The sequence below is a fragment of the Moorena sp. SIO3I8 genome, from assembly GCF_010692325.1.
In the GTDB taxonomy this organism is placed as follows: domain Bacteria; phylum Cyanobacteriota; class Cyanobacteriia; order Cyanobacteriales; family Coleofasciculaceae; genus Moorena.
In genome coordinates this window covers 19,638-38,832 of sequence record NZ_JAAHHW010000064.1, presented here as the reverse complement: position 1 = coordinate 38,832, position 19,195 = coordinate 19,638, and the positions used below count along the sequence as shown (strand labels likewise).

18 protein-coding genes are annotated in these 19,195 nt (G+C 44.5%); 11 read left to right on the top strand and 7 right to left on the bottom strand.

Translation table 11 applies throughout. The annotated features are described in order from the left end of the window. Nucleotides 1-264 precede the first annotated feature (264 nt). Together F6K51_RS22270 and F6K51_RS22265 are read right to left on the bottom strand one after the other, a co-directional pair. A complete protein-coding gene (locus F6K51_RS22270; protein WP_293024315.1) occupies nucleotides 265-1,776 on the bottom strand; it encodes a GUN4 domain-containing protein in 1,512 nt (503 codons plus the stop codon). 264 nt (nucleotides 1,777-2,040) lie between these two features. Then, complete coding sequence (locus tag F6K51_RS22265; RefSeq protein ID WP_293024313.1) at nucleotides 2,041-2,934, bottom strand: phosphodiester glycosidase family protein; 894 nt, start codon at nucleotides 2,932-2,934, stop codon at nucleotides 2,041-2,043. A gap of 51 nt (nucleotides 2,935-2,985) precedes the next feature. On the opposite strand from F6K51_RS22265, the gene F6K51_RS22260 reads away from it, so the two are divergent. The 3 genes from F6K51_RS22260 (at nucleotide 2,986) to dcm (ending at nucleotide 5,323) form a co-directional block, all read left to right on the top strand. After that, nucleotides 2,986-3,474, top strand: coding sequence for a hypothetical protein (locus F6K51_RS22260; protein WP_293024311.1), 489 nt, complete (start codon nucleotides 2,986-2,988; stop codon nucleotides 3,472-3,474). 202 nt (nucleotides 3,475-3,676) lie between these two features. Further along, entirely contained in the window at nucleotides 3,677-3,916 is a 240-nt protein-coding gene (locus F6K51_RS22255) for an efflux RND transporter permease subunit (protein ID WP_293024309.1), read from the top strand. Nucleotides 3,917-4,129: 213 nt separating this feature from the next. Further along, the gene (gene dcm / locus F6K51_RS22250; protein WP_293024308.1) at nucleotides 4,130-5,323 is read left to right on the top strand and encodes a DNA (cytosine-5-)-methyltransferase; all 1,194 of its coding nucleotides are present in this window, start codon (nucleotides 4,130-4,132) and stop codon (nucleotides 5,321-5,323) included. On the opposite strand, the gene F6K51_RS22245 is transcribed toward dcm, so the two are convergent. The 3 genes from F6K51_RS22245 to F6K51_RS22235 form a co-directional block, all read right to left on the bottom strand. Next, the gene (locus F6K51_RS22245) at nucleotides 5,283-5,810 is read right to left on the bottom strand and encodes a hypothetical protein (protein ID WP_293024307.1); all 528 of its coding nucleotides are present in this window, start codon (nucleotides 5,808-5,810) and stop codon (nucleotides 5,283-5,285) included. The genes dcm and F6K51_RS22245 overlap by 41 nt on opposite strands. Nucleotides 5,811-5,893: 83 nt before the next feature. Then, the gene (locus tag F6K51_RS22240) at nucleotides 5,894-6,376 is read right to left on the bottom strand and encodes a VOC family protein (RefSeq protein WP_293024306.1); all 483 of its coding nucleotides are present in this window, start codon (nucleotides 6,374-6,376) and stop codon (nucleotides 5,894-5,896) included. Between the two features lie 164 nt (nucleotides 6,377-6,540). Then, on the bottom strand, nucleotides 6,541-7,359 hold the full coding sequence (locus F6K51_RS22235; protein WP_293024304.1) for a uroporphyrinogen-III synthase: 819 nt from the start codon (nucleotides 7,357-7,359) through the stop codon (nucleotides 6,541-6,543). A gap of 416 nt (nucleotides 7,360-7,775) precedes the next feature. Here F6K51_RS22235 and F6K51_RS22230 point away from each other — a divergent pair, with 416 nt between their 5' ends. From F6K51_RS22230 to F6K51_RS22210, 4 genes are all read left to right on the top strand, one after another. Next, nucleotides 7,776-9,356 carry a glycosyltransferase family 39 protein gene (locus tag F6K51_RS22230; RefSeq protein ID WP_293024302.1) on the top strand — a complete coding sequence of 527 codons (1,581 nt, stop codon included), beginning with the start codon at nucleotides 7,776-7,778 and terminating at the stop codon, nucleotides 9,354-9,356. A gap of 223 nt (nucleotides 9,357-9,579) precedes the next feature. Then, nucleotides 9,580-9,837 (top strand): hypothetical protein, encoded by a 258-nt coding sequence (locus tag F6K51_RS22225; protein WP_293024300.1) that lies wholly within the window; start codon nucleotides 9,580-9,582, stop codon nucleotides 9,835-9,837. 964 nt (nucleotides 9,838-10,801) lie between these two features. Further along, complete coding sequence (locus tag F6K51_RS22215; protein WP_269087106.1) at nucleotides 10,802-10,930, top strand: hypothetical protein; 129 nt, start codon at nucleotides 10,802-10,804, stop codon at nucleotides 10,928-10,930. Then, entirely contained in the window at nucleotides 10,927-12,201 is a 1,275-nt protein-coding gene (locus tag F6K51_RS22210) for an alkaline phosphatase family protein (protein WP_293024296.1), read from the top strand. Before F6K51_RS22215 ends, F6K51_RS22210 begins: the two co-directional genes overlap by 4 nt. On the opposite strand, the gene F6K51_RS22205 is transcribed toward F6K51_RS22210, so the two are convergent. Continuing rightward, a complete protein-coding gene (locus F6K51_RS22205; protein WP_293024294.1) occupies nucleotides 12,144-12,353 on the bottom strand; it encodes a hypothetical protein in 210 nt (69 codons plus the stop codon). The two genes, F6K51_RS22210 and F6K51_RS22205, sit on opposite strands and share 58 nt — an antisense overlap. A 356-nt stretch (nucleotides 12,354-12,709) precedes the next feature. Between F6K51_RS22205 and F6K51_RS22200 the strand changes: the two genes are divergently transcribed. Further along, the gene (locus F6K51_RS22200) at nucleotides 12,710-13,333 is read left to right on the top strand and encodes a hypothetical protein (protein WP_293024292.1); all 624 of its coding nucleotides are present in this window, start codon (nucleotides 12,710-12,712) and stop codon (nucleotides 13,331-13,333) included. A 63-nt stretch (nucleotides 13,334-13,396) separates the two neighbouring features. On the opposite strand, the gene F6K51_RS22195 is transcribed toward F6K51_RS22200, so the two are convergent. Next, nucleotides 13,397-14,908 carry a reverse transcriptase domain-containing protein gene (locus F6K51_RS22195; RefSeq protein WP_293024290.1) on the bottom strand — a complete coding sequence of 504 codons (1,512 nt, stop codon included), beginning with the start codon at nucleotides 14,906-14,908 and terminating at the stop codon, nucleotides 13,397-13,399. A 595-nt stretch (nucleotides 14,909-15,503) separates the two neighbouring features. On the opposite strand from F6K51_RS22195, the gene F6K51_RS22190 reads away from it, so the two are divergent. The 3 genes from F6K51_RS22190 to F6K51_RS22180 form a co-directional block, all read left to right on the top strand. After that, a complete protein-coding gene (locus F6K51_RS22190) occupies nucleotides 15,504-16,160 on the top strand; it encodes a tetratricopeptide repeat protein (protein WP_293024288.1) in 657 nt (218 codons plus the stop codon). Next, the gene (locus F6K51_RS22185; protein ID WP_293024286.1) at nucleotides 16,133-17,224 is read left to right on the top strand and encodes a tetratricopeptide repeat protein; all 1,092 of its coding nucleotides are present in this window, start codon (nucleotides 16,133-16,135) and stop codon (nucleotides 17,222-17,224) included. Before F6K51_RS22190 ends, F6K51_RS22185 begins: the two co-directional genes overlap by 28 nt. A gap of 6 nt (nucleotides 17,225-17,230) precedes the next feature. Then, nucleotides 17,231-19,195: tetratricopeptide repeat protein (locus F6K51_RS22180; RefSeq protein ID WP_293024284.1), on the top strand; the 1,965-nt coding region annotated here is incomplete at its 3' end.

Here is a 19,195-nt window from a genome sequence, read left to right as displayed (position 1 = left end):
CCATCTAAAGATGCGGGGATTCTCTGTTCTTGGAGTTGCTCTAACCTCGCAGGCTTAGGCCATTTGTAACAACTTCAACCAAGGGCTTAGATCATGTCAGGATAATTACCCTTAATCAAAATTTCCCCCATCTCCCGATCTCCCGATCTCCCCATCTCCCGATCTCCCGATCTCCCCATCTCCCCATCTCCCCATCTCCCCATCTCCCCACACCTCCGTTCTTTGTTACAAATATGAGATGCACCCGTTGGACAAGCTTAAATCCTATAACCAACACTCCTCAAGGTGAGAGAATAAATTAACCCTCATCCTCCAAATCGATAATACTCCCAAATTCATGCCATCACGACCAACTAGAGTTGGCAGGTGACCCACTGGAGCCCAGATTACGGAAAATGTCAGGTCTTCATAATTTTTCCATCGTCTTCTGAGGTGCAATCCTTTGCGCTGTCGCCATCCCACACGATGACCAAATTGTTGATAAAGCTTAGTTTGATACGCTAATAGGTTAGGGAAATAATTACTGCGGGAAATACTGTTTGGGTTGTAATAAGAACTTAAAACATAAACGCTTCGGTTGAATTCCAGTTTATCAACGTTATTATCGTCACTATCAAGTTTTCCCCCAAGCTTCTCCCAAATTTCTTTTTGCAAACTGAAGCCGAATTGCCCACTGCTATACTTTAGCCAAAGCCCCTCAATGGTGTGTAGATCGGTACAGGGAAAATTCTTGATTGACTCAGGGTCGATATTGTTGTCTTCTTCTCGATCAACTGCTTTGACCATCAGAGCAAAAGTTTCCTGATCGGCTTCTTTCCATTTACCGGCTCTTAGTAAATCTCGCAAGTTAGAGTAGTCTATGCCTTGATCAGAAATGAGTTGGTCAGGTTGGTGTAGGTCAACAGTTATCCCCAACTCCTTGTGTTTTTTAGTTAAGGTATATTGAACAATTTCAGGAATTTTACCATACCGTTCATAGTTTTCCACAATTTTGCGATACTTGGCTTCGATTTTGCGATACTCACTATCGGGATCATCGTTGGGGTCTTGATTCATTAAAATAGTCAGTAAAATATCCAACCCTTTATTATCGAGAAACAGGGCTGGCTCGATCTCGGGCTTAATAGTCTGGACTTTTTCGGTGGCATAGTTATGTAATTCACGAACATAGATTAAGCCAGCCCTATCTCGGTCTGCTGCACCAGTTTCAATTCCTTCCACTAAGTACTGGGTGTAAAGGGAAGAATGAGCTGGTTTCTGTTCAAAAGAGGTTTGTGTAGTTGTGGAGGAGGTGAGAACTGCTCGCCCTGGAGCACTGAGTTCTTCCTTGAGATTGACACTCACAGGTTCTGTCAGCCAACCGTCAACTGAAGCACTATAGTAATCACACTCAAGAATTACTATTTGTTGCTGAGCATCACTACGACTCAATTGCTGGTGTAAAAAAGAAGCAGGCAATGTAGTACCTTCAAGGTTGTCTTTAGTCGTGATGCTAGTTGTTAAATACAGTTTACCATCCTGATTAATAATTCCTTTGCCAGAGAAAAAAACTAGGGCTAAGTCATTGACACCACATTGGTCAACTAGGTTATTAATTGCCTGTTTTATGGTTTCCAGATTGGGATTGATCAGCAACTCTACCCGATTAAAATCCCCTAGGGTTTTCTCTTGCAAAACTCGCTGCATTGCTTCCACATCATGGGATGCAGCTTGATGGGTAGTTAAACCTTCTGCATACTGATCAACCGCGATCAGCAGTGCTACTTTCTTAGCCATTTACTTTTTCACATTTTGCCATCTCTTATCTTCTTATAGCATTTATAAAATCGGTGAGGTAGACAAGTTTTTGATTTTAGGGAACAGCGGATCTCGGAATCGGGAATCGGGAATCGGGAATCGGGAATCGGGAATCGGGAAAAAATATTGTGTACCTCATCAAGAGGAGAACTGCTATATAATAATTAAGGACTGATTAGATTTTCAGAGCTTTCCTACTCCCGACTCCCGACTCCCGACTCCCTACTCCCTACTCCCTACTAGTCACTGGTCTTGGTTAACCATTAGAATCGATTTAATTTTTCTTTTGATTCGATTTCCGTTTTTGTCCACTCTGCCATAAACGGTTTTGCCGTTATAATGAAGAGCGGAGGAGCTTCCTCCATCTAGATTCATGGCTTTTTCCACCCCGACAATTTTCAGGAAGGTAGCTAAGGCTCTGAAGGACATACCGGAATTTCTGGGAGCTTCTGGTTTTTGAGCCACCATTACTAACAAAATGCTGCCATCAGGAGTAATACCGACTGCACTTCTAGCATTGGGTCGGCTGCTCCCTAGGGCATCTCGTATGACTTTCCCATTTTCTACAGCTACAAAACCTTCGGTGACTGATGTAATTTGTGGAACCAGCAATGGACCACTGCCTAGGGCATCTAATAATTGACAACCGGGGGGGGTCGGTTCACTGTGTAGAGTAATATCGTAGCGGACTGTTGACCCACAACGGTATCGCCGAAATTCTGATCGATTGAGAATTTTATCCATGTAGGGCTGTAAGCTGGGATTTTGGATCAGCCCCTGGTTGTCACGGGGATCTGCTACTAGTTGCCCTTGCTTGATTACAATCGAGGTGGTCTTCTGATTTTTTGGGTCAAAAAAACCGCCGTTGATGGCAGCTACAGCTTGGTGCTTTTGGGCTAAATCTTCTAAGGTGATTAACTGTTCCGATATGGCGGGAGTAACGGAAAATCCACTATCAGCTGGAATTAATAAGGTATGAACCACACTAAAGTCTAGAGGATGGGATTGGTATTTGATCTGTTTCTGGGGTGGCGAAACATCTGAAGAAAGGGCATCGGGTGGCTGGTGATCCTGGATAGATAACCACGCAACCGCTAAACCTATGGCAATCAAGCTCAGCCCAAGGATTTTTCTCACGTTCTTTTAAAACCAAGTAACTATAGCAAAGGGAACAGGGAGTAGGCAGCGGTGCGACTCCCCGCTTTTTTAAAGCTAAGCTTGAACCCGGAGCGTAGGGAATATAGCATCAAAAATTATCACAATTCCTACACGGATCCCTATTTCGTTGAGTACATCAAAAAGATTAATGGTAGACCATTGCGGGAGGGAGATTTTGTACGACAGGGTGAATTGCTGGCAAGAGTAGACCAGCGTAAGTTAGCGTCTGATGTAACGGTGGCGGCAGCAGCGGAGGTGGAAGCTACCAAAGGGGTAATCACAGCCATGGCTAGTTTGCAACAGTCTCAGGCATCGGTGCGGGCTGAGCAAGCGAATCAAGCCAGAGCTCTGGCAAGTCTGGCTCAGGCTAAGGCAGATATGAAAAAGGCGATCGCAGCTCGGAATTTGGCGGAAACTGAGATGAAACGGTACCAAAGACTGTGGCAACAGGGGGTTGTTTCTGCAAGCGATCGCGACCGGGCGGTCACCCAATTCCAGGATGCGCAAGCAGCGGTTTAAGCAGCGGAGGCTGGGATTGTATCAGCCCAGAGTCAGATTCGTGCAGCCCAAGCCAGTTTAGAGGCAGCGCGAGGTGAGTTGATTGCGGCTCAGGCTCAGATAGATACCGCTGAATCTGCGGTTAGCTCAGCTAAAGCCCAGCTTAACAAGAGGAATGTTATCCTCAAAGACACGGTGTTAAGAGCACCGTTTGATGGTATAGTTGCTTATCTTAACATCAGGGAGGGCTTGTGACAGGTCATGCGATCGCTTACGACCAATCCTGACAACTAGTGCTACGACGATAATTGGTTTATTGCCCCTGGCGTTTAGTGAAGCTAATTGGTTTCCGTTGTGTATGGCAATTATCTTTGGCTTGATGTCGTCTACGCTAATTGCATTTCTGATTGTCCCTGGTCTGTATTTACAGTTGACTCCTAATCATAAGCCTCAGGATTCGTAATAGGAATTATAGCAGTTTTAAATTAGGTGAGGTACAAATTTTTAGGTTTTAGGGAACAGGGAATAGAGAAGAGAGAACAGGTAAAAAATCCTGTGTACCGCATAGTTTTGAAAAACGCTGTAGTTGCTCCAGCAGAACGAATAACGCTAGACTTTCATAGCTATGAACAGCAATAGCTACGAAGCTTCAAAATAGATTGGTAACGTAATAACTATGGCCTTTTCGGTGAGGAAAAACAAGACTCTACCCAGTGTGGGTGATACCGATACCTCTGATAAACATCTGACCTGTGCAGAGTATTTTGCAGGAATTGGTTTGGTCAGATTGGGGCTAGAGCAAGTAGGCTGGAAAGTTGTCTTCGCTAATGATTGGGCCTATGACAAATTTGAAATGTACTCTGCTTACTTTAAGGATGCAAGCAAGCACTATAGAGTTCAAGATATTTTTTCGGTTTGCCATTCCGATATTCCCAATACTTTGCTGGCGACGGCTTCATTTCCCTGTATTGATTTATCATTAGCAGGCAATTTAAAGGGTATTCATGGTCAATACTCTAGCGCTTTTTGGGGTTTTACTCAAATTCTTGACAGTCAAGGGAATAAGCCTCCCCTTGTGATGCTTGAAAATGTGACGGGTTGGCTTACTTCAAATGGTGGGCAAGACTTCCGAATTACCATTGAGGAGTTGAATCGGTTGGGTTATGCCTGTGATGTTTATGCCATCAATGCAGCCCATTTCGTGCCTCAAAGTAGACCACGAATTTTTGTGATTGGGGTGCATACATCCGATGTGAATCAGAACATGTTGATTTTTGCAAGGCGTTCTTCGTCACTTAAAACTCAAGCACTTGAAAAAGCGATCGCAGCTAATCATGATCTGCGCTGGAATTTCATAGAGGTTCCACCACTGCCTGAAAAGGTGAAAACTGGCTTAAGTGGTGTTGTAGAGAATATATCGGATCATGACGAGCGTTGGTGGCTTGAAGATAAAGTGCAACGCCACTTAACTATGATGTCCCCTGTAAATCTAGACTATCTAAAAGAATTTCAGGATTTATCCTATTACTCTTACTGCACCATGTACAGGCGTGTTCGTGAGGGCAAGCAAAGAGCAGAACTCAGAAAAGATAGCATTGCAGGCTGCCTAAGAACTGCTAGAGGTGGCAGTAGTCGGCAAATGTTGGTCAGAGTTGGAAAGGGAACTATCAGAATGCGTCTGATGACACCTCGTGAATATGCAAGGCTACAAGGTGTTCCTGATGATTACCCGATTCCATCACAAATCAATCCAGCTTTGAGTGGATTTGGTGATGCTGTCTGTGTACCTGTGATTACCTGGATTGCTTCCCATATCTTGAATCCTTTGGTTAAGTTGATTCCAGAAAATACCTTAGCACTCCATCGCTGATCTCCAAAAGCTTAACACCTTGATTCTTGACAAACCCATAAGTTACTGAGCGTCGAAACCGCTGTCTCGCTTCGGCTTGATAATTTTGAAGGAGTTCGGGTAACCATTTATCAAATTTGGAAAGCATTTTGGCACGCTCGACTAACCAAACTTCAATATTGGTATATGCTTGACTTCTGGCAATAAAAATATGATCAACAGATTTATCATCAGCTAATTTATCCAGTCCGTGATTCCTGTGATATTGGTACTCAAAGCTGCTTCCAATAACAGCAGATTTAACTTCATAGTTGATCAAATCTGCCCCGTCTCTTCGTCTTGCTCTGTCATTGACCAAGATTGCTGCAAATACCTCCCAATCTTTTGAACCTACGCTTCCTTGTACAGTGAAGCCGTATCTTTGATATATTTCAGCTTTATCTTGACTATATTCCAGGATAAATCTTCTATAAAAAGAATACGCTTCTTGGACTTGCAGAGTCGGCACTTAAATCTTCCTCATCTATGCTAACTGTTGCTTGCTCCAAGCTACTCCCGACTCCCGACTCCCTATTCCCTTTGCTAAACTAATCAACCGGATGTCACATCATACAGCATAATCCGATGACCGTCGTAATCGCAGAATGCTTGTTCAGTGAAATGGAGGTTTGGTGGTCTAGTAAAGTAATTGGGCTCAATGGTGTCAAGTCCCAGTTCACGGATTTTCTGAATGGTTAGGGTCAGGTCTTTTACTCTGACCACCAGTGCTAGACGATAGGGAGTGGTAGGGGTGGGTAATTCAATTCCTTTGACTTCGGTCAGAGCCAGGGCTCTAGGTTCGTCTTCTGTACTGAGTGATGCAAATTTGAGCTGAGCACTTTTGGGAAACTGAAACACTTGGTAGAGGTAAGAGTCTGGGGATGCTTCAGCGAGATAGTCGAGCTTAAATCCTAGGATATCTTGGTAAATGGTGAATGCTCGTTCGAGATCAGCAACGACTAAGCAGGGGCGCTTGATGTGAAGCCCATCTAGATTAGGGGTATTGGGATTGACTGAGGGCTGATTGGTTTCCATTCACCCACTTAATTTTACCTTAGCTAATTATATAGCAAATTGAATAGGGAGTAGGGAGTAGGGAGTAGGGAATAGGGAATAGGGAGTAGGGAGTAGGGAGTAGGGAGTAGGGAGTAGGGATAAGAAAATTGAATGTACCTCATATAGTTAATTATAGCTGAAAGTTACCTATCAAAAAATTTTGCGATCGCATTCGCAAATCCATGAAATGAGCTGTAACTTTCGGATACAATAGAAACAGTTAATCCCAATTTTTCAGTATTAGCAGCGGTATAGGGACCAAAGCAAGCAACGACACAATGGTTATAATCCTGGGGGGAGTTAACCATTGTCAAAAAAGCGGTTACTTCTGCGGTGCTACTAAAAGCGATTACATCTATCTTGCCTTGACTAATCAGATTTAATTCTACATCATAGATAGTTTGATCCAAAATTCGGGTTTGATAGGTCAATACCGGAGTGACTTTCATGCCTAATTCCTGTAAACCCGAAATAAAATTTGGGATGACATTAGGCTCTGGTATCCCGACCACCTCTGGAATAGGAACTAATATAGTTTTCTGATCAATAGTTGGATAGTTAGACAATTCAGTAACAATTCCTGTTGGGCTAGCTTCAGCGGGAACTAAATCAGCTGTTACTCCAAAATCATACAATCTTTCGGCATCTTTTCCAATCGCAGATAGTTGACAATTTTTCAGCACAGATGTAGAAATACCCAAGGATGCCATGCGCTCAAAAAAAGCGTCTATTCCGTTGCGACTAGTGAAAGCAATCCAATCAAATTTATGAATTTGCCTGAGAGCAGCATCTAATTCAGGGGAATTTTCCAACAGACAGGTTTCAATAGTTGGCATCACTATGGGAAGTCCACCCTGATTAATGATTTGTTGAGATAACCGAGACCCATAGTTTCTCGGTGCTGTTACAATGATTCTTTTGCCATAGAGAGGGAGTTGATTGGAAGGAGATAGAGGGTGCATCTTTTTATTGTAAATCTATATCAATACAGGGAACAGGGAACAGGGAACAGGGAACAGTAGTCAAGAGCTCCAAGGATTTTTTAGTATTATGCTAAATTAGCATTAAGTTTAATGATTATTTTATAAATGCTATAGATAACAGTTATAAAATAATTAAAAAAATAATTACAGTTTTTGTGAATACCAAAAATAACTATATAATTAATTTAATCTTGCCTCTTGCCTCTTGCCTTTCCCAAAGAGATTATGTTCACAAATCAAATGGAAATGCTATATAACCGTCCTAGTGCGAAACTAGTACAAACATTAATCTAGCGTTTTTCATACTTATGAGGTACATTCAACTTTAGTTACCCCTACTCCCTACTCCCTACTCCCTGTTCCCTGTTCCCTGTTCCCTGTTCCCTTTGCTATAGATGAATAAATTAGCACTTACCTTAAAAAATCCCTTTTTCACGGATATCAAGTGGATCCTAAGCCTTTTCCTGGCTGCCCTTTTCCTTTGGGGTATTTTTCTGGGAAACGTACCCCTACGAGACTGGGATGAAGGCACCAGGGCCCTGATCGCTAGAGAAATCTATCGTACGGGCAACTGGCTCCATCCTACTCTGTGGGGAGAACCTTATCTACTTAAACCCCCTTTGATGGATTGGTTGATTGCCTTAAGCTATAAACTAGGGGGTGTCCAAGAATTCACTACTCGTCTGCCTGGTGCTTTTTTGTCAGCTTGTGGAGTACCACTGCTCTATTTAGTAGCACGAGAACTATTCGTTGAACGTGTCAGTGCAATATTTGCCGCTAGCGTCTACTTGACTCTGTTGCCAGTTGTGCGCCACGGACGTTTGGCGATGCTGGATGGCATGATCAATACTTGGTTTTTGCTGTTGCTATTGTGCTTACTTAAAGCTTGTCAGGCTCAGTCTTATTGGGCAATTGGGATCGGAGTTTGTTTAGGACTAATTACTTTCACAAAAGGTCTATTAGTTGTGCCTCTAGGGGCAATTGTCTTGGTCTTTATTCTGGCAAATAAAACGTTATGGTTGTTGAAAAGTCGCTATTTTTGGTTGGGCATAGTCCTAGGTTACGCACCGGTTTTGGTTTGGTATATTGCCCAATGGCAGCATTATGGAGCAACCTTTTGGCATGTTCATTTTATCTCGCAAGGATTCGCTCGCATCTCTCAAAAGGTGGAAGGGAATCAAGGCTCACCATGGTATTATCTTTTGGAGTTAATTAAGTATACTTTCCCTTGGCTATTGTTTTGGCTAGGAGGATTATATTTAGCTTGGCGAAAACCCCTCACGAGTTGGGGAAGTTTGATTTTAATTGGAACTATCGGCTATTTTACGATTATTTCTATGATGGGAACCAAGCTGCCCTGGTACATTATGCCTGTTTATCCCTTTTTTGCTATAGCTGTTGCCGCTCAACTCACCGTATTTTGGCAATATTGGAGTCGTTATCCTAAGATTTTAACAATTAGTTTAGGATTTATCGGAGTAGCTGGTTTAGGGGGATGTATTTATTTTATATTGGCAGATCCCCAACCGGTTTTAATCATTATGGGTATGGTGGTAAGCCTAACCATGACCCTAGCGGCTTTTAAAATTAAACAGCATAACCGCAATTTTATCCCAATTTTATTGATAGGGATGTACATGGCTTTGGTATTATTAATGAGTTCTCACTCTTGGCTCTGGGAGTTAAATGAAGCATTTCCAGTTAAGCCAGTGGCGGCTTTGATTCAGGAAAATACGGCTCCAGGGGATATTATCTATACGTCTTTTCCCTATCAGCGTCCTAGTTTGGATTTTTATAGCGATCGCAAAGTAATTCCCCAAGATGAAAAGACTTTAAAACAGTTGTGCTCAACTCAATCTTACCTGCTGTTGGACAACTCGACGTTAGCGGCTTTGCAATTACCTAACCAAGTATCTTTAGGAAGTGCTGAAGGGTTTACGTTAGCTAGAGGGGTGGGAGTCGGGAATCGGGAGTAGGGAGTCGGGAGATGGGGAGATGGGGAGATGGGGAGATGGGGAGATGGGAGTGTGGGAAGGGATGGCCTTTCGGCCACCCTACGCGATCGCATTAAACAAACCCACCAATCCCAGCATTCTTATACCTAATTGAAATAAGGCATTACTTTCAACCTCATAACCTCCTAACCTTCAACCTTGGCCAAAAGGCCACGCTACGCGAACAACCTTCAACCTCCTAACCTTGGCCAAAAGGCCACGCTACGCGAACAACCTTCAACCTTGGCCAAAAGGCCACGCTACGCGAACAACCTTCAACCTCCTAACCTTCAACCTCCTAACCTTCAACCTTCAACACAATAACCTTCAACAAAATAACCTTCAACAAAATAACCTTCAACCTGCTAACCCCAAAAAACTAGCCGCAGAAATACTATCCACGGCTAGGAAGTTACCTTATGTCATTCAGTTTTTTCACCTATCCAGACGTGATCCTATCTGATTAGACCCGATGGGTTAGCCGGGGGGAAAGCCCCCCAGGAATTTAAGGTTTTACGGGATAATCAAGTACTTGACGGTAATTGTGATGAACTCTCCCGGAATGCCCGTCGGCTGAAGAGGAGTCCAGTCGGAAATTTCCGTGTAACGGAGTACATACAGGGTATGCATCGTATTAAGTATGGCCTTGCGGGACCCCTTTAAAATGTGCTGAACAGGGATTTTTTTTGGAGAAGACTCTTCAGGAGTATTGTCTGAATTAGGCGGTAATTGTGAAGGCATAAGGTTAACCTCTTGCTTAATGTTTGCAATTATAATAGTAATGATTATTAAAGTATTTGTCAAGAGTTTTGAAAATTTTTTTTTGATGGGTAATTTAAAGAAAGCGATCGCATCCCATCAGCAATCTGTTTTTTTATGAGTAGTAAATTTTGGTAATTGGGAGTCTGGATAATAAATTTACTGGATATAATAATTATTTTTACTATGAGGTACAAAAAGAACCCACTAAATTCCTAGTGAAAAGGGGTACTTTGAGAAAGAGATTCCCCTAAATCTCCCTTAATAAGGGGTACTTTGAGAAAGAGATCCCCCTAAATCCCCCTTAATAAGGGGGACTTTGAGGTTGATAAGTGTACCTCATACATCCAATAAACGCTATATCATAAGTATGATCAACCCTAGGAAGCGATCGCGTATCGTTTCTGTCAGAGCATCGCTTTTTATTATGAGTAGCATAGGGGATAGTAAATAGTGAAACTATTAAACTTAAGTTGCATTTTTAGTTGTGCTATGCTAAATTAGCAGGAGGTTAAATTATCTATTAATAAATTGGGTGCATGTCAATTTTGTTAATCCCTGATTCAGATCCCCCTAAATCCCCCTTAAGAAGGGGGACTTTTCAATCTAATTCCCCCCTTGTTTAAGGGGGGTTAGGGGGGATCTATGTACCTAATTACAAAGTTGACATGCTCCCTAATAAATTCTATATAATAGCGTTTCCATATAGTAATGAAGTAAACAGTATTTTCCCCGATTACCTACACCCTACACCCTACTCCCTACTCCCTACTCCCTACTCCCTTTGCTATCTATGATTAACTCTCAATCCTTAAAAGCTATTCAAAACGCTAGAATAAATGACCACATTGGTAAGCCCCTTTATGACTCCTATTGTTTCTCCCAGATTCCCCAGATGATCTATCATCTGCTCACCGGTCAAGGAAACATGGGTTTACCTAGGAGTGTATTAGGAGAATTACCGGATCGCTATGATAAGGTTATTCTGATTTTTGTTGATGCTTTCGGGTGGCGTTTTTTTGAGGACTATGTTGAACAATCGGAATTTTTGAAGCGGTTTGTAGTAGAAGGTGTGGCTTCTAAATTGACTACCCAGTTTCCTTCCACAACTGCTGCTCATGTGAGTACTATTCATTCAGGGCTTCCGGTTGGTGAGAGTGGTGTCTTCCATTGGTTTTACTATGAGCCGCTGTTGGATGATATTATTGCTCCCTTGATGTTTTCGTTTGCGGGTGATAAGCAACGGGGAACCTTACACACAACTGGCATTTCTGAGCAAAGCCTTTTCCCTACCCAAACTCTCTATCAAAAATTGCAACAGTATGGTGTGCAATCTTATTGTTTTCAACACTACAATTATGCTTACTCTCCTTTTTCACGAGCGGTGTGTGATGGGGCAACTACTGTTTCCTACAAAACTATTCCTGAAGCATTAGTTAACCTGACTGAAGCAGCGATCGCTGAATCCGATAAGAGCTACTTTTTTCTGTATTTGGATACTGTTGATGGCATCGCTCATAAATACGGTCCTGGCTCCCTCCAGTTCCAGGCTGAAGTTAGCACGCTTTTGCTAACCATGGAGCGACTTTTATATCAAACCGTAGCTGGTAAGCTGAAGAATACATTATTACTAATTACGGCTGATCATGGACAAATAGAAGTTTCACCAGAGACTACTATTTATTTGAATCAGCTTAGCCCTTCTATTGAACAGTTTATTAAAAGGAATGCCCAAGGTAAACTGTTGGTGCCAGGGGGGTCATGTCGGGATATGGTGTTGTACATTCAGGACGACCATTTGGATAAAGTCTATGATTTGCTGACGGAGCAGTTGGCAGATCGAGCAACAGTGTACCGCACCACGACATTAATTGAACAAGGGTATTTCGGTATAGGTGAACTCTCCCCATTATTGCTTAATCGGTTAGGTAATTTAGTGATTTTACCCCATAAATATGAAACGGTTTGGTGGTATGAAGAAGACCGTTTTGAACAACACAAGTTGGGCGCTCATGGGGGATTGTCACGGGAAGAGATGGAAACGATTTTGTTAGCGATTGATTTTTGAAGGGTTAAGAAGGTTGAAGGTTGTTCGCGTAGCGTGGCCTTTTGGCCAAGGTTTGGGAAGGTTGAAGGTTGTTCGCGTAGCGTGGCCTTTTGGCCAAGGTTTGGGAAGGTTGAAGGTTGGTTGGTTGTTCGCGTAGCTTGTAGGGTGGGCAAAAACCGTTTGCTTCAAATGAGTATTAATGATTAGATGACTTTGCCCACCCTACTTTAATTGCTATTTTTTTTCCCTACTCCTTTGAAGCTTGTAGGGTGGGCAAAAACCGTTTGCTTCAAATGAGTATTAATGATTAGATGACTTTGCCCACCCTACTTTAATTGCTATTTTTTTCTGATAACTGAACCACTACTCCCTAGGGTCTACTCCTTACGGCATATTCCCTAAGAGATATAGCGTTTTTACTAGTTATGAGTTACGCAAGAGTTTTTTCCTAATTGCTCCAAATAGATAAAAAAAGATCTAAACTACAAAAGAATCTTCTGTACTGTGCTATTGAGTCGTCAAATTATAGATGACTACTTCTGAGCTAGAAACTGCCCTTAATTGCTATCAAGAAGCACTCTCTAACCTAAAAGAGTCTCAATCTCCTCAAGTAAAGGAAGTGCTAGAGATTTTCAATGCCAGGGATGCTGTGCAGGCCGTTTGGAGTCAGTGTAATCACGTATCTACAACTGATCAACAGCGACTGATTGAGTTGGACCGTGAGCTTAAGAGCAAAGCAGGGCAGATTACCAAAGTCATGGACTTAGCTGAATACCGAAACAGTTTTCAGCCTCAAGCCGCTGCGTGGTGGTGGCGATTGGAAACAGAAGCACCACCCCATCTCTGGGACCGCTGGGATTGGTTGTGGAGAGGGCTGACGGTGGGCAGTTGGACAGTGAATCTGAGCTTGTTGGTGGATCTTGTGCCCCGATTTCTGAGTGCGGGGACCGGAGTTCCAGGAGTAGCAGTGGTGGCGTTTCCGAGTATCTTAACCCTATTGCAAGCCAGAAGCGAACTGACCCAGGCTGGAAAAGAAGGGTTTGAAAAATTACTCAACAGGCTGCGTATTCCCAAGCCTTACCATGAAGAAGCCAAATTCGCTTCCACATTGTTGCTGTTTGGGGTTCTAGTTACGGTCGATGTCCCCTATTAAGGGGAGCACCTCCGCTTCAGAACTGGGCGTGAGACTTTCACCTCACCCAGCTCCTGGGTAAACTCAGTCTTTTGACCGGCCTTTCGGCATGCTCCAGTGTATCTGTTGGTGGCAGCTCCGATGAACTGCTAGTAAGTTCTTCGTTTTCCGGTTGTCGTGGTTTCCATCGATATGATGAAGATGTACAGACTCGTCTTCTAGGAACTTCAATCCACAGTGTCCACAAGAATGGTTTTGCCGTTTCAGAGCGTCTGAAGTAGCACCGGAGTAGAGGCGGGAATTCCTTTTGCTCCAGTAGACTAAGTCGCCGTCATAGGGTGACTTAGTCCCCTTGACGTTCACGTGTTGGTTCTGTTTGTAACCTACTTTTGGGAATGCCTTTTTGCATAGTTCGTTGGCCTGATACCGGTTTACTTTCTTTTCCTTTCGGAATTTTCGGTTTGCGGTCTGGTTCATGAACCATAAGCTATCCCTTGAGCTACTCATATCGCAACTACTGTGATAGTTACGCCATCCGCGAACAATTGGGGCTAACTTTTTGGCTTTTACTTTGGCACCATAATTCGAGCAGTTGACCACGGTTTTAATCTTCTTACGTATGTTTCTGTGGTTTTCCTCTGAGGGAATACACGAGAATTTTCCGTCTTTTCTGGCGCGGAATCTCCACCCCAGGAAGTCAAATCCGTCTGTCGTTTTGGTCAGCTTGGTCTTTTCTTCACTGATTTCCATTCCTCTTTCTGCCAGAAAGTTTTTTACTTTTTGGAGAATTTTTTCAGCGTTATCTTTTGGCTTGAGGATAAACACCATGTCGTCTGCGTATCGCAGGCTGGTGTGTATATCTTCTATTCCGTTAAGTGCCACATTTGCTAGTAAAGGGCTGACCACACCACCTTGGGGTGTTCCTTGCTCTAGGAATTCCGGATTGATGCCTGCTTTTAGGCACCTGAAAATCCCCTGTTTTAGGCACGCAGGAGCTAACAATCTATCCATGATTGAGCTGTGTGAGATGCGGTCAAAGCATTTTTTTATGTCTAGTTCGATTATTCGCTTGTTTATACCGTTTTTGTCGGATTTCAGGTGTAGGAATAGCCGTTTTTGCACGTCTTGTGCGCTTCTTCCGGTCCTGAATCCATAACTGTCGGCACTGAACGTTGCCTCGTGGGCTGGTTCTAGGGCGAATTTGGCTAGACATTGCCATGCTCGGTCGGCTATGGTTGGTATCTTTAACATTCGGGTCTTTCCATTCTTTTTAAGGATTGGATGTTCCCGTAGTCCGCTATGTTTCCAGTCGTGGCCGTAACGGGTCAATGTTTCAACCAGTTCCATGCGTTCCCTGAAATTGAGTTTTGACTTTCCGTCAATTCCAGCAGTTCTTTTGCCTTTATTTAGCTGTGTTACTTGTCGGACAGCCAGCAGTTGTGCTGAGCGGGATTTCATAATCAGTTTCTGTAGAGACCTGGCTTTCTTCAGGTCACCTGCTTGAACCGCTTTGTATACACGCTTTTGTAGGCGGAATAAATTTTGGCGGAGTTTCTTCCACTTCTGATTTTTCCAGAGTTCACTATGATTGCTCATGTGTCTAACCGTGCTCTACTAGAGTTTGTATATTCTGAATACCCGCAGGCAGTTTCTACCTGCATCCTACCCGGTAGTAGGGATTAAGTGTGACATCACTTACCGTAGGTTCGACCGGCCTACAGACCTATTTTTGTGCTACCGTTTTTACTTGTTCCATTCATCAGATTGTTGTGGTGATTTAGGGTAGTCCATTTTGCCTATTCCCTCCTCGGAGATTACAGTTGTCCAGGACAGAACACTGTGAGGATTAGGGAATCAAGTCTCGCATGTACTAGTCAGATTGCGGCTCCGAAATTAGACACTTTTTCAGGACTTTCGCTACTGTTACCCATGTCACCTCCCCGTTAGCGGCAGTGTCACCCATCTGATTGGTGTCTGATTCCGCCCTGGTGCCAGCTTCACTCTGCAAGGGTGTCGCCTTGCTCGGTGTGGCCAAGATAGGGAGTCACTAGTCTCTTCTAGGGGTCGGGTTTGCACCGCCATCCGGATGAATAGTTGTAATCTTTCGGGGTTGTCCCCGCGAATTACCTAAGTCTTACCCCTCCTGGTAAAGGAGGCTCTTACTTAGAACAAGCCGCACGTCCTATTATCGTTGAACAAGCCAGCTTTTTCCGATTGGTACAATCGCCAGGGAGTCAAGAAATATAATCAGGGGCATTTGGCTGGTGCTGAAGCTAACTATCTTCAGGCTTTGGCTCTCCATCCAGACAATGCCAAGGCTCACTATAATTTAGGGTCCCTCTACGAAGACCTGCAAGACTTCGATAAAGCTAAGAGTCAATATCAATTCGCTGTTAAGGAGAATTTGATTAAGGCCAAGAACAATTTGGCTCGCTTGTGGATATTGGAAAACAAACCAGAATTGGCTACGCCTCTGCTGTGGAAGAGTTTACAGGAGACGGAAAATCAGCCTTTGAGAGTCAGATACAACTTGATGAAAAATTTCGGTTGGGCATTGTTACAACAACAGGAACTAGACCAAGCGGAGACCATTCTAACGGGAGCGATCGCTTTAGCTAGCACAGCGGAGGGAATGGAACAAATCACAACTCGCGCTTCAGCCCATTGTTTGTTGGCTCAGGTCTATGAACAGCAAACCCGCAATGGCGAAGCGCTTCAAGAATGGCAAAAGTGTTGCCAGCTAGGTTCAATTGTTAATCCTGATCAACCGAAATGGTTAGTTTTAGCTCACAAAGCGTTAAAGGAGGCAGGTAAACGATCATGCAATGGCAAAAATGGAAACTTTTGATTGGCTTAATCCTGGGGCTGAGCTTGGTAGTCAGCTTAGCTAGACCAGCTCGTCCGATCGGAAATGGTTTAAATCTAGTTGTGGCTCTTCGTCCTCAAGGTCAGGTGAAACTTAAGCGTTCCAGTTGGCCGGATTATCAGCCAGCCTTTATTGGTGCATCACTGGGGGCTAAGGATCACCTCTTACTGGCCAGCAATAGTTTTGCCAAAGTACTATGCCAGAACTTAACGGAGTGGCAACCGGAAGCTGGCAGAGACTATATCGTCTCTGAAGGCTGTGCTCCTACCTCAACGCCAAAGCTATTGGAATTCGACGAGGATACACTGCCTGAGAGACGAAACAATAATCCAGACATTCCCTATATTCTCAGACCTCGGGATACCTTCCTGCTCAATCAGCAACCGCTCTTGCGCTGGCATCAGGTTGAGGGCGCGAGCACTTACCAGGTGAGAGTGACTGGTCCAGGGGTGGAGTGGAACCAGCAAACTAGTGCAACGGAGATAGTTTACTCAGGAAAGCAGTCCCTACAACCAGGGGCTCGTTATTGGTTGATTGTCGAGACTGACCAAGGCAAAAGTTCTAAGGACGAGGGAGTGTTCGGCTTTACCATCCTCGATCAGGAAAAAGCCCAGGAGGTATCAGCAGCAGCGGAGGAAATTAAGCAAAAGCAGTTGAGTAAGCCAGCAGAAGCACTAGCTTTGGCTCATTTGTACCGCAGCAATGACTTGAAAACTGAAGCCATTAACCTGCTGGAAACAATTTTGGCTGATGGATCTGAGTCGCTCCGGGTTGATCAACTTCTGGGGGACATTTACAAACAAGTGGGATTAAATCGCCTAGCTAGGGAGCGTTACCGGCAAGCCCTAGAACTAGCCAAGGCAGCAGGAGATTTAGACACTCAAGCTCAAGTGCTTGGGGGACTGGCAGTCACCAGTGCCATCATCGGTCAGAAGAATGAAGCGATCGCGTGGCTAGAGAAAGGGAAAGAGGTTTATCAAACCTTGGGAGATCAGGTCAGGGCAGGTCAACTGGAACAAAAAATGGTTAAGATTTTAGGGGGCTAATCGTTGATGAAGGCAAGGATCTCAATCAAGCAAGGGCTGATGGCGGCTACGGTAGTGGCTGTGATCGGAATGAGGGCAGTTCCCGTGCCACCATGGGGACAGACGGGTATAGCCCAAGCTCAAGAAAGCTCACCATCAACTGAGTCAAGGGAGTCTGTCATTAAAAGAAAACTAGCAGAAGCATCTCGACTTGTTAAGCAAGCGTTGGAGCTTTATGAACAAGGAAAGTACTTAGAAGCCATCCCCCTAGGGGAAAGAGCATTAGGGATTCGACAACAAGTCCTAGGACCAGAGCACCGAGATGTGGCAGAAAGCCTCAACTACCTGGGGGAACTGTACTTACACCAGGGGAGGTACTCAGATGCTGAACCCCTCTACCAGCAAGCCTTACAGCTAAGAAAACAGTTGCTAGGACCAGACCACCGAGATGTGGCAGAAAGCCTCAACAACCTAGCGGAACTGTACTTACACCAGGGCAGGTACCAAGAAGCCGAACCCCTCTTGCAACAAGCCTTACAGCTAAGAAAACGGTTGCTAGGAGAGGAACACCCACAGGTAGCATTAAGCCTCAACAACCTAGCGGAACTGTACTTACACCAGGGCAGGTACCAAGAAGCTAAACCCCTCTTCCAGCAAGCCTTAAAGCTAAGAAAACGGTTGCTAGGACCAGACCACCGAGATGTGGCAGAAAGCCTCAAAAACCTGGCTTTACTGTACTTGAACCAGGGCAGGTACCAAGAAGCTAAACCCCTCTTCCAGCAAGCCTTAAAGCTAAGAAAACGGTTGCTAGGAGCAGAGCACCCAGATGTGGCAGAAAGCCTCAACAACCTGGCTTTACTGTACTTTAACCAGGGGCAGTACCAAGAAGCCGAACCCCTCTTCCAGCAAGCCTTAAAGCTAAGAAAACGGTTGCTAGGAAAGGAACACCCCCATGTGGCCACCAGCCTCAACAACCTGGCTTTACTGTACTTTAACCAGGGGCAGTACCAAGAAGCCGAACCCCTCTTGCAGCAAGCCTTAGAGCTGACTAAACGGTTGCTAGGAGAGGAACACCCCCATGTGGCCACCAGCCTCAACAACCTGGCTTTACTGTACTTTAACCAGGGGCAGTACCAAGAAGCCGAACCCCTATTCCAGCAAGCCTTAGAGCTGAATAAACGGTTGCTAGGAGAGGAAAACCCACAGGTAGCATTAAACCTCAACAACCTGGCTTTACTGTACTTTAACCAGGGGCGGTACCAAGAAGCGGAGACCCTGTTGCAGCAAGCCTTAGAGCTGACTAAACGGTTGCTAGGAGAGGAAAACCCACAGGTAGCATTAAGCCTCAACAACCTGGCTTTAGTGTACTTTAACCAGGGGCGGTACCAAGAAGCCGAACCCCTGTTGCAGCAAACCTTAGAGCTGACTAAACGGTTGCTAGGAGAGGAACACCCACAGGTAGCATTAAGCCTCAACAACCTGGCTTTAGTGTACTTTAACCAGGGGCAGTACCAAGAAGCGGAACCCCTCTTGCAGCAAGCCTTAGAGCTGACTAAACGGTTGCTAGGAGAGGAACACCCACAGGTAGCATTAAACCTCAACAACCTGGCTTTCTTGTACTTTAACCAGGGGCAGTACCAAGAAGCGGAGCCCCTATTCCAGCAAGCCTTAGAGCTGACTAAACGGTTGCTAGGAGAGGAACACCCACAGGTAGCATTAAGCCTCAACAACCTGGCTTTAGTGTACTTGAACCAGGGGCGGTACCAAGAAGCGGAGCCCCTGTTGCAGCAAACCTTAGAGCTGACTAAACGGTTGCTAGGAGAGGAACACCCACAGGTAGCATTAAGCCTCAACAACCTGGCTTTAGTGTACTTTAACCAGGGGCGGTACCAAGAAGCCGAACCCCTGTTGCAGCAAACCTTAGAGCTGACTAAACGGTTGCTAGGAGAGGAACACCCACAGGTAGCATTAAGCCTCAACAACCTGGCTTTA